Origin of the sequence: Streptomyces sp. NPDC050743 (genome assembly GCF_044456925.1) — a bacterium.
Taxonomy (GTDB): Bacteria; Actinomycetota; Actinomycetes; order Streptomycetales; family Streptomycetaceae; genus Streptomyces.
This window is the reverse complement of the sequence record NZ_JBITGJ010000178.1, coordinates 1-9,397: the sequence shown is the minus strand read 5'-3', so window position 1 is coordinate 9,397 and position 9,397 is coordinate 1. Positions and strand designations below refer to the sequence as shown.

At 67.8% G+C, this 9,397-nt stretch carries 9 protein-coding genes and 3 pseudogenes; 9 read left to right on the top strand and 3 right to left on the bottom strand.

Annotation, left to right across the window (positions count from 1 at the left end; translation table 11 throughout):
* The 6 genes and pseudogenes from ACIBJF_RS49820 to ACIBJF_RS49795 form a co-directional block, all read left to right on the top strand.
* Positions 1 to 767, top strand: a pseudogene (locus tag ACIBJF_RS49820) (hypothetical protein); the annotation flags it as partial.
* Positions 712 to 1,269: pseudogene (locus tag ACIBJF_RS49815) on the top strand (PP2C family protein-serine/threonine phosphatase). The pseudogenes ACIBJF_RS49820 and ACIBJF_RS49815, both read left to right, overlap by 56 nt.
* A 140-nt stretch (positions 1,270 to 1,409) precedes the next feature.
* Positions 1,410 to 1,934 carry a hypothetical protein gene (locus ACIBJF_RS49810; protein WP_399184518.1) on the top strand — a complete coding sequence of 175 codons (525 nt, stop codon included), beginning with the start codon at positions 1,410 to 1,412 and terminating at the stop codon, positions 1,932 to 1,934.
* A 182-nt stretch (positions 1,935 to 2,116) separates the two neighbouring features.
* Complete coding sequence (locus ACIBJF_RS49805) at positions 2,117 to 3,274, top strand: DUF4331 family protein (protein ID WP_399184517.1); 1,158 nt, start codon at positions 2,117 to 2,119, stop codon at positions 3,272 to 3,274.
* Positions 3,271 to 4,344: a tetratricopeptide repeat protein gene (locus ACIBJF_RS49800; RefSeq protein WP_399184516.1), complete on the top strand. Its 1,074-nt coding sequence runs from the start codon at positions 3,271 to 3,273 to the stop codon at positions 4,342 to 4,344. Before ACIBJF_RS49805 ends, ACIBJF_RS49800 begins: the two co-directional genes overlap by 4 nt.
* Positions 4,345 to 4,391: 47 nt before the next feature.
* Positions 4,392 to 5,726: a Dyp-type peroxidase gene (locus ACIBJF_RS49795; RefSeq protein ID WP_399184515.1), complete on the top strand. Its 1,335-nt coding sequence runs from the start codon at positions 4,392 to 4,394 to the stop codon at positions 5,724 to 5,726.
* 74 nt (positions 5,727 to 5,800) lie between these two features.
* Here ACIBJF_RS49795 and ACIBJF_RS49790 read toward each other — a convergent pair whose 3' ends face one another.
* Positions 5,801 to 6,520, bottom strand: a complete 720-nt coding sequence (locus tag ACIBJF_RS49790) for a hypothetical protein (protein ID WP_399184514.1) — start codon at positions 6,518 to 6,520, stop codon at positions 5,801 to 5,803.
* Between the two features lie 409 nt (positions 6,521 to 6,929).
* On the opposite strand from ACIBJF_RS49790, the pseudogene ACIBJF_RS49785 reads away from it, so the two are divergent.
* The 3 genes and pseudogenes from ACIBJF_RS49785 to ACIBJF_RS49775 all read left to right on the top strand — a co-directional run.
* Positions 6,930 to 7,031 (top strand): annotated as a pseudogene (locus ACIBJF_RS49785) (PAS domain-containing protein); the annotation flags it as partial.
* Positions 7,032 to 7,168: 137 nt separating this feature from the next.
* A complete protein-coding gene (locus ACIBJF_RS49780; protein WP_399184513.1) occupies positions 7,169 to 7,633 on the top strand; it encodes a hypothetical protein in 465 nt (154 codons plus the stop codon).
* A 407-nt stretch (positions 7,634 to 8,040) separates the two neighbouring features.
* Positions 8,041 to 8,610: a hypothetical protein gene (locus tag ACIBJF_RS49775; RefSeq protein WP_399184511.1), complete on the top strand. Its 570-nt coding sequence runs from the start codon at positions 8,041 to 8,043 to the stop codon at positions 8,608 to 8,610.
* On the opposite strand, the gene ACIBJF_RS49770 is transcribed toward ACIBJF_RS49775, so the two are convergent.
* Complete coding sequence (locus tag ACIBJF_RS49770) at positions 8,597 to 8,986, bottom strand: ester cyclase (RefSeq protein ID WP_399184510.1); 390 nt, start codon at positions 8,984 to 8,986, stop codon at positions 8,597 to 8,599. The genes ACIBJF_RS49775 and ACIBJF_RS49770 overlap by 14 nt on opposite strands.
* Positions 8,987 to 9,128: 142 nt before the next feature.
* A partial coding sequence (locus ACIBJF_RS49765) for an Lrp/AsnC ligand binding domain-containing protein (RefSeq protein ID WP_399184509.1) occupies positions 9,129 to 9,397 on the bottom strand: 269 nt, incomplete at its 5' end.

Genomic DNA, 9,397 nt, shown 5'->3' with positions numbered 1-9,397 from the left:
TCGTCCTCGTTCCCGATCCCGCCACCAGATCACACGATCAAGCTCGCCGTACGGACCGCCATCGAACACCCCGGGGTTGGAAAACAGCTAGTCACTCCCTGCAACGACAGCTGGGCCGCAGGTTGGTGGCAATCCCCCTTGCGCTGATCGCCGTGATCACGGTGGTGGACATCCATTCCCCGCCGGACGTCCACCTGGGCCCCTTGCTGGTGATCGCGCCGGCCCTGACCGCGTCCCTGGCCGGGCCGCGACTGACCGCCCTCGTCGGAGCACTGGCGGTGGCGGCCCGGGTGCTCATCGCCGTGTTCCACGGCGGACTGACCACAACCAACCACCTCTCACAGATCACTGGGTTGGCCCTGCTGTCCGCCTTGGTCGTCTTCGTCTGCCATGTGCGCGAGCGGCGCAGCCGGGAGCTGAACCGGGCACGGTCGGTGGCCGACACGGCGCAGCTCGTACTGCTGCGGCCACCACGCCGCCGGATCGGCCCGCTGCGGGTGGCGTGGCTGTACCTGGCAGCCGAGGACGAGACCCGAATCGGCGGCGACCTGTTCGCGATCGCCCGCTCCGACCGCGGCACGCGCGTGATCATCGGCGATGTCCGCGGCAAGGGGCTGGCCGCCATCGGTGAGGCATCCATGGTGCTGGGCGCGTTCTCGCGAGGGCGCGCACCGTTTCGACACCCTGCCCGAACTTGCCTCGGGCCTGGAGGTGAGTGTCTGCCGCAGCCTGGAGGATGTCGCGGACACCGAGCACGATGCGGGTGAGCACTTCATCACCGCCCTGCTGCTCGAGATCGCCGACCACGGCACACAGGTCGAGATGATCAATATGGGCCACCCGCCGCCCCTGCTGCTGCACGACGGACAGGTCACCGTCCTGCACGCACGGCGCCCGGTACCCCCCTTGGGCATGTGCTAACTGTCCGTCCCCAGCCATCGCGCCGACCCCTTCACCTTCGACGACGGCGACACCCTGCTGCTCTACACCGACGGCGTCATCGAAGGCCGCTCGCCCGGGGGAGCCTTCTACCCCCTCACCGAGCGCGCCGCCCTCGCCCCCACGTCCGGACCTGAAGCCCTGATCCGCCACATCCACCGCGACCTGCTGAACCACATCGGCCACGAACCCGGAGACGACGCCGCTCTCCTGGCCGTCGAACGCTACGGCACCCACCACCTCCACCTCCCGCACACCTCCGCCCGCCCCCTCGACGGCCGCCGCCGACTCGACTCCGGCTCAAAGCCGGTTGCGGAGGACCCTTCCTGAGCCTTCGACCCATGCTGTCGTGATCGTCTTGCCGACGTCCCGCGGGGCGAGAAAGCTGATATTGGGAAGAATTCGCACAACCTCGGAGTGGAGAAGGAGCCCGCAGACCGGCCAAGAGAAGATCAAAGGGAGAGGGAGCCATGACGACGCAAGGGTCCGAGACCTCGGCGACTCCGGCGGACGCGACTCCGAAAGTGGCCAGGCAGCCCGACGGTCTCGGCAAGCGAGTCGGGCAGATAGCGGAAATCACCGTGCTCTTCCCGGTCAAGCCAGGCGGAGCGGAGAGGTTTCGCCAGAATGCCACCAAGATCCAGGAAGATGCCTTTCACTACGAAAAGCTTGTCGGAACTGTCCACGACTTCCGCGTCACCTTCATCAACAATGACACCCAGGTCATAGGCGCGGTCACCTATGACGGTGACTTCAAGCCGTACATCGCGGATATCTTCGCCAACGCCGGGCCATGGTTCGACGAGATGTTCGACGGGGTTATCGAGGGCTACCCCGGGGCTGGTGATCCCGGCATCGTCGACTGGTTGAAGCCGAAGATCGTGGAGGCCGACATGTGGTACGCCTCCAATCCGACCATGACGGTCGAGGACACCGCCAAGGCGGAGAAGGTCACGCAGGCGTTCAACATGTTGCTGGATGCTGCGGCCGGCTAGTGGCCCAGGGCTCCCGGCGGTCGCGGCCGCCTCGGCGGGCCGTCCGTTGACAGGGGCGTGGCCCAGCAGTTGTCTCCCGTCCCAGGTGCTATGGCCGCAGCCATGACACTGGGCTTCACCAGGCGGCCCGGCGTCGGCGCACGGTCGCCGGACCGGGACCTTCCAGCAAAGGTCGCACCGTTATGTCCGACCACTTCTCCGGTACCCGTGCTGAGGCGGATCCAGCTATTGACCTCGCCGACCTCTACGCGTTTCCCAGCCCGGCCCAGGCGGGCCGGCTCGTCCTGGTCATGGACGTCTTTCCGAACGCCCGGCCAGGCGCCTTGTTCTCCGACGCCGCCAGCTATCGGTTCCGCGTCCGTCCCACGGCCATTCCAGCGGGTTCCCCCGGCTCGCTCTTCGAAGTCGGTACCGATGAATATGCGTTCACCTGCACGTTCTCTGGACCGGTTGGGTCGGACGCCGACGGTGAGGTGACGCAGCGGGGAACGTGCCTACTCCCCGACGGGGAGTCGGTTGCCTTCCCGGTCAACGACGAGCGGGGCGGCGAGGGCCACGGCGTCCGCGTCTACGCCGGATTGCGGCTGGACCCCTTCTTCATGGACGTCGGCAAGGAGGTGGAGACGCGGGCTGAGCGGCGGCTCGCCTTCCTGCCCAAGGGCACCAACACGCTGCAGGACGTCGATGTCCTGGCCATCGTCGTCGAGGTGGATGTCGTTCGGCTGCTCGGTCCGGCCTCGGCCACCGTCTTTGCCGTCGCGGCGGAAACCGTCACGGAGGGCCCCTACCCCGTGCGCCTGGAGCGGCTCGGCCGTCCCGAGGTGAAGAACGTTCTCATGTCGGACAACGGGGTCGACAGCGCGAACAGGGTCGTGGACCTGCGCGATCTGTACAACGAGGAAGACCCGTTCCGGCTGGGCCCCACCTACGTGAGCGCCTACCGCTCGCGGCTCAACGCCAACCTGGCGTTCTTCGACGGCCTCGACGGCAAGACGGACTGGACGACGCAGCCGGACGGCACGCATCCGCTGACGGATTTGCTGCTGGCCGATTTCCTGGTCGTGGATGTGGCCAAGCCGTACGCCGAGGACAGCTACTTCGAGATCGAGCGGGCCCTGCTGGAGGGAGAGGCGCACACGACCTGCGGCGGCCGGTCACTCAACGACGATGCCATCGACACGCTCTACACGCTGATCGTCAACGCCTTCCACGGCCCCCGAGTCAGCGACGGCGTCGACCAGGCGACCATGCCGGCCTCTCGCGAATTCCCGTATCTGCCACAGCCCAACCTCGACCCGCCCGAACCCGTTTCCGTCCCTACGGCCGGCGCGAGCCAATGAGCAGCAGCACCACAGCGGCCGACCGTGTGAGCAACCGGACGCAACTCAGCCTGGAGGGCGGGCCGAAGACGACGGCCGGCGTGCTCGCCATGGGCAACCTCGGCGCGCGCATCGAGGGCCTTGCTCGGCAGGCAGCACGGGGAAGCCTGACCGGTGACGGGTGGGGTGAGCTGGTGGAGCTGACCGCCCTGCGCGGGCACGTGCTGGGTCGCATCGACGAGGCCGAGCGCGCTGCGTCACTGGCCGAGGAGTTCGTCGACCAAGCACCGTGCGATCCACGCGCCCTTGTGGCCCGCGCCAGGCTGGCGGCCCTCTTCCACCGCTTCTCCGCGGCGCTGGACGATCTCGATGCGGCGGCTGCGCTGGAACCCGACCGAGGCGAGCTGGACGAGGAGCGGGCAGCCGTCCATCAGGCCGTCGGGCGCTACGACGAGGCGCTTGCGGTGCATCGACAGTCTCTGGCGAGACGTCGTGACTTCAGTGCCCTTTGCGCCCTGGCCCGTTGGCATGCCGAGCGCGGAGACCTTGTCGAGGCTGAGACGTGGTTTCTCGCAGCGAGACGCGGCTACCGCGGGGTGAGTCCGTTCCCTCTCGCGGTGCTCGAATTCCAGTGCGGGCAGGCATGGCTGTCCACGGGCGACCTCGCACGCGCGCGCATCTGGCTGGAGTCGGCCATTCGCCGACTGCCGGCCTACGTGCCGGCACAGAGCCACCTCGCCGAGATCGACGCCGTCGAAGGCAGGGCAGCCATGGCGATCGGGCACCTGCGCCGACTTGCGCCGGCGAGTGACGATCCGCACTACGCCGCCAAGCTCGCCCGCATCCTGACCACGCGGGAGCCGGGGACTGAGGCAGAGTTCTGGCGCGCCCACGCCGCCGCTCGCTACGAGAGGTTGATGGCGCGCCACCCTGAGGCGTACGCCGATCACGCGGCGGAGTTCTGGCTGACGGTCGGCGCCGACCCTCGGCGGGCACTTGACCTTGCCCGGCAGAACCTCGCCCTTCGGCCGACCCCACGCGCCCGAGCGCTCGTGGATCGCGCGACCTGCCGTGTCGGACGGCACCGGTAGATCCGAAAATTGATACAAATCGGCCGAAGTCTGATCGAGGGGACGACATGACGACGGTCGAAGGCCCGGCCCTGCAGCTGGACGAGATTCAGGGCATTGTGCTGCGCACCCGGCCGTCACCGTACGTCGGCACCTACATCCTGCTGCGGGTGGACGATCCCGGCGCCGGCCGTGAGCTGATGGGACGCCTGGCGGGACTGGTCGACTCCGCTGCCAACTGGTGGCAGCCCCCGCTCCCGGCGCTCCTCAACGTCGCGGTGACGTACCGGGGGCTCGAAGCGCTCCAGGTGCCGCAGAGTTCCCTGAACAGCTTTCCGGAGGAGTTCCGGCAGGGCATGGCGGCACGGGCCGAGTTCCTGGGCGACACCGGCGAGAGCGCACCCGCACACTGGGAGCCTCCCTTCGGCACCGGCCAGGTGCACGTCGTACTGTCCCTCGTCGCCGCAGACCAGGAGTCACTGGCCGTCGTCCTCGAACGGGCCCGCCAGGCGCGCGCGCAGCTTCCCGGCCTGCACGTGGTGTACCGGCAGGACCTGTACCAACTGGCCTCGGGGCGCACCAGCTTCGGCTACAAGGACGGCATCAGCAACCCAGCGGTGGAAGGCAGCGGCGCGGACAATCCACCCGGCGGCGGTCCCGTCCTCAAGGCAGGCGAGTTCGTGCTGGGTTATCCCGACGAGACCGGAAACCTGCCGCCGATGCCGGAGCCGGAGGTGCTGGGCCGTAACGGCACGTTCGTGGTCTGGCGGAAGCTGCACTCACGCGTCGCCGCCTTCCGGCGCTATCTCCACGACAACGCCGGCAGCCCGGAAGAGGAGTCGCTGCTCGCCGCGAAGATCGTGGGCCGCTGGCCGAGCGGTGCCCCGTTGATCCTGGCGCCCGAGCACGACGACCCGGACCTGGGGGCGGACGAGCAGCGCAACAACGATTTCCTGTACGCGTCCGATCTGCACGGTACGGTCTGCCCTCGTGGCGCACACGCCAGGCGTGCCAATCCGCGTGACTCGGAGATCATCGGTGACGTCGACCTCCACCGCCTGATCCGGCGGAGCACCAGCTACGGGCCGCCGCTGCCGGCCGGCGTCCTGGATGACGACGGCGCCGACCGCGGCATCGTGTTCATCGCCGTCAACGCGCACCTGGACCGTCAGTTCGAGTTCGTGAAGTCGCAATGGTTCAACGACGGCAACTTCACCGGCCTCGATGTGGAGAAGGACCTGCTCACGGGCGACAACGACGGCACGGGCGTCTTCACGATCCCCCAGCGCCCGGTACGGCGTCGCCTGCATGGCGTCGAGCGCTTCGTCATCACCCGTGGCGGCGAGTACTTGTTCCTGCCGAGTCGCAGCGCGTTGCGTTGGCTGGCCAACCTTGGTGGCTGAGCCCGCCGTTGAAACGGTACGGGGCGCGCAGCCACCAATCCCGCTCGGCACGCGCGCCACGTTCAGGCCCGATGTCAGGTGAACCGAGCGTTGCTGACGTCGATGGAGACCATGGTCTGTTCGAGGATCGGGCGGTTGTCCGCATCGCCTCGGTAGGCCCGGCGTTTGGTGGGCAGGCGGATCCCGTCCGCTTCCACGGTGTCATAAACGTACTGTGCCGCGGCGAACCCCCCTGCGATGTCGACGTGATAGTCGTGCCGACGCAGGAGATGGTCGGGGCCGAAGTAAAAGTCCTGTTGAGTGCTGTGGCTGGCTATGTGGCGCGGGAAGGCGGCCCGCAATCCCCGCCAGAGTTCGTCTCCTTCCCGCCATGGTTCGACCTCGGCGAGGGTGAAGCCGGGCATCGCCAGCAGGAAGGGCGTGGTGAGATACGTCCACAGCGCGTATCCGTTGAAGTAGGCGCGGTCCAGTGGGTCCCACGGGGTGTTGAGGTCGTGCCCGGTGAACGACTTTCGCGGTTCGTTGCGTTCGGCCACGACGCGGCCGTCGACCTTTTCGATGCTGACTCGGTCGGCCGTGAAGTCGGTCTTCTGGTCGGGGGCGCCGAACGGCATCACGGAGGCGTGCTGCTCGTGCAGCCAGACGGTCATCTCCCGGGGAGTGGGGTCCTGCGGCATCCCCTTGATGACGAACATGTCGCCACCGCTGACGATGGTGGCACGAACCGTGGTGCGTGCATTCCAGCGTTCGAGGCCACCGTGGGCATCGAGGGCCTCTGCGAGCAACGTGTTCATGTCGGTCCCCTGCTCGGTCGTGCCAGGCGGCGGTGGCCAAAGGGCCACCGATTAGGCGGCCCGGCTCCAGCGACGCAGCCGCAGCCAGGCGGGCCGTGGTTACCTCATCAGCCGGGCGGCTCTCTCATCGTTCACGGGTTCACCCGCGTCACGCACCTGGGCGCTGATCCCGGGGACGCTGTGAGCCCGGCCGAAACCGGCGTGGGCGGAGGGCATCCGCCGGTCAACCCCAGGTGCTCGGGACCTGCGCGCGGGTTCGGTGCCGTCCGCCGGTGGAGGTCCCAGGGGTCTTCTCCTAGCGCCCCTCGCGCGGAGCCAGAGCTGGGTGCCGGTCTGCGGCGGCGCAGCCCCTGACCGCCGGGCAAGCTGGAAGGCGGAGGTGGTTGCCGTGGCCGGTGAGGCGCCCCTGATGATCGTGGATGGCAAAGGCGTGGTCGTGCAGTGGAGCCACCAGGCGGAGGAGCTGCTGGGGCGCCCGGCGGGCGAGGTCGTCGGGCGGCCAGCAACCGACCTGGTCAGCCCGGTCCCCGCGCCAGGCGGTGACGCTGCGGAGCGCTGCAGGCATGACGCCCTGCGTGACGTTGCAGCGAGAGCCGCCCGCCGTGGCCTGCGCCTGCAGCCGGCGCTGCGCGAGGACGGTTCGGTGACGTGGGGAATCTTCCTTCCACCTGCGAGCGAGATGGCGCCCGGCATGGAGACCGCGGTGCTCAAAGCACTGTCCGCCTCACCGGTGGCCCCTTGCCCGGGCCCGCCCGGCCGGCCCTCACCGTCCTGACCATCCCACCGGCGACCGGTGGAATCGCCTGGACCGCCGCTCACAAGGGCGTCTTCGACGCCGTCGGCTACGGCTTCGCCGGGACCCTGCTCTTCACCGTCCTCCTCGTCGTCTTCCTCATCCCCGAGCTGCGCCAGCCCTCGTTCCACCCGGGCCTGTGGATCTTCAGCTTCCCGGTGGCCGCATCCAGCAACTTCACCATCCGCTGGATCCATGCGTCCGCACTTCGCGGAGGGCCGGTCCTCACCGGCATTGTCCTCGTCGGTGCGACCTTGGCGCTGGGTCTGCTGGCCACGGCCACCCTGCGCCACCGGGCCTGGCGAGCACTTGCCGGATGACCTCCGCTCCTGCGGCGGAGAGACGAACGCAGTGATCGTTACGGGATTTCTGGTCGTCGTGCCGTATTGATCTGAGCTGGGGTTTCCGTGGAGGTTCAAGAGTCGAAGGGCCCTCTGAAGTGCGAGTTCAGTGATCGTTTCGGAATCTAGTGATCGTTGAAGGATTTTCTTCTGCTGGGTGGATCGGGCGAAGCGAGTCTGTGCTGGTCAGGGGTGGTGTGGTGGCGTGGGGGAGTGAGGTGGGCCAAGAGCGCGGCTGCGGGCGTGGTCGGTGGTGACAAGCTGGTTGGCTGGCCTCGTGCAAGGAGGTTGATCTCTGCGTATCCGTGATCAGGAGGAGGACCTGGCAAGGTGCCCGTCGTACCGTTTCCCGGTGGGGTGTCAGTGCCCGCTCCTAGGCTGTGGACATGACGTCAGCGAGGCCCAAGCGCCCGGTCGGTGAACTCCTGGGTGATCCCGCCCGGTTGCATCTGCACTACGGTCACGGGCATCCCGCGGTGCCGTACGACTTCGAGGACACTCTGGAGTCCTGGTACGTCAAGGTCACCTACGAGATGGCAGGTGACGAGGAGTGGGAGGACGAGGAGGGCGAGGAAAGCCGTGCTCCGGCTGTGGGCACCGAGGTGGGGCATGTGATCCTGTGGCGGCTGCGTGATGACACCGGTGACAGTGGGTGGGAGGCGGCGGATGCCGAGTCCGGTGATCTCGAGGTCATCGCCTCAGCCGTTCTCGGTCGGTCCGGAGGCGCGGGCTACAGTGCCGCTTTCGAGAAGGCCGTCGTCCATCCCGTCGGTGATCTGCTGATCCTCGACCGTGTCCATCTCGACAGGGCATGGAGGGGCTTCGGGCTGGGACCGATCCTGGCGGCCGAGGCGATCCGGCGGCTGTTGTGCGGTGGCGGTGTGGCCCGCCCCACCTGGGGAATTTCGAATTTCGTGATCGTCGACAGGGCTTGCGGCGCGGTCATCTGCAGGTGAGCGCCGAAGAAGTCCTCCAGGTGCCGGGTGGTGGTGATGCGGCCGTCCTGGACGCGGTGAAACTCCATGGTGAGCATCTCGATCCGACGGCCGGTGGGGGCACGCCCAGGAACTCGCCGACCTGGCGGCCGGTCAGGCGGGCCCGTACGGCGGCGGTGTCTGCTGCGACGAGGACCTCCTCGACCTGGTAGCGGAGCCCCTGGAACACGTTGTGGAGCATGTGCAGGGTCTGCTTTTGGCCGTCGGCGCCGCCCGGGTTGCCGGGGACGGGTGGTTGGGGAGTCCAGTCGGGGGCCAGGACCTCGTCGAGCAGTGCGGGGTCCGCGGTGTCGAATGCCTGGTAGAAGCGTCGGGCGAGGTCTTCGGTACTGGTCATGGGTATTCCTCGTGTAGGTGAACGGTGCCGAGGGTGACAGCTCGGGGGTCGGGGCAGGGCAGCAGGACGATCTTGCCGCGGCTGCGGCGACGTTGCCTGATTGCGGGCTGGATGCGGTGGCCGTTGACGTAACCCTGCCCCGTCACAGGGTGAAAGTGCGCTCCTTGACCATGTTCATGGTCATTTGTGAGTTCATTCTGGCCACGCCCGGCAGATTGGTCAGTTTCGTCATGTAGAAGCGCTCGTAGGCGTCGGCGTCCGTGGTGGCGACCCAGATCACGTAGTCCGGATCGCCGAACATGCGCCTGCATTCGACGATCTCCGGAAATTCGCGGACCTGGTCCTCGAACGCCTCGATGGTGGATTGGTCCTTGATCATCATGTTCGCCTGGACGAGGACCTGGAAGCCTC

What these genes read in the sequence shown, in the direction of transcription:
- ACIBJF_RS49810 (WP_399184518.1), top strand. Translation starts at nt 1,410, where the DNA reads ATGACGACGCAAGGGTCCGAGACCTCGGCGACTCCGGCGGACGCGACT.
- ACIBJF_RS49770 (WP_399184510.1), bottom strand. Translation starts at nt 8,986, where the DNA reads ATGACCAGTACCGAAGACCTCGCCCGACGCTTCTACCAGGCATTCGAC.
- ACIBJF_RS49790 (WP_399184514.1), bottom strand. Translation starts at nt 6,520, where the DNA reads ATGAACACGTTGCTCGCAGAGGCCCTCGATGCCCACGGTGGCCTCGAA.
- ACIBJF_RS49800 (WP_399184516.1), top strand. Translation starts at nt 3,271, where the DNA reads ATGAGCAGCAGCACCACAGCGGCCGACCGTGTGAGCAACCGGACGCAA.
- ACIBJF_RS49805 (WP_399184517.1), top strand. Translation starts at nt 2,117, where the DNA reads ATGTCCGACCACTTCTCCGGTACCCGTGCTGAGGCGGATCCAGCTATT.
- ACIBJF_RS49775 (WP_399184511.1), top strand. Translation starts at nt 8,041, where the DNA reads ATGACGTCAGCGAGGCCCAAGCGCCCGGTCGGTGAACTCCTGGGTGAT.
- ACIBJF_RS49795 (WP_399184515.1), top strand. Translation starts at nt 4,392, where the DNA reads ATGACGACGGTCGAAGGCCCGGCCCTGCAGCTGGACGAGATTCAGGGC.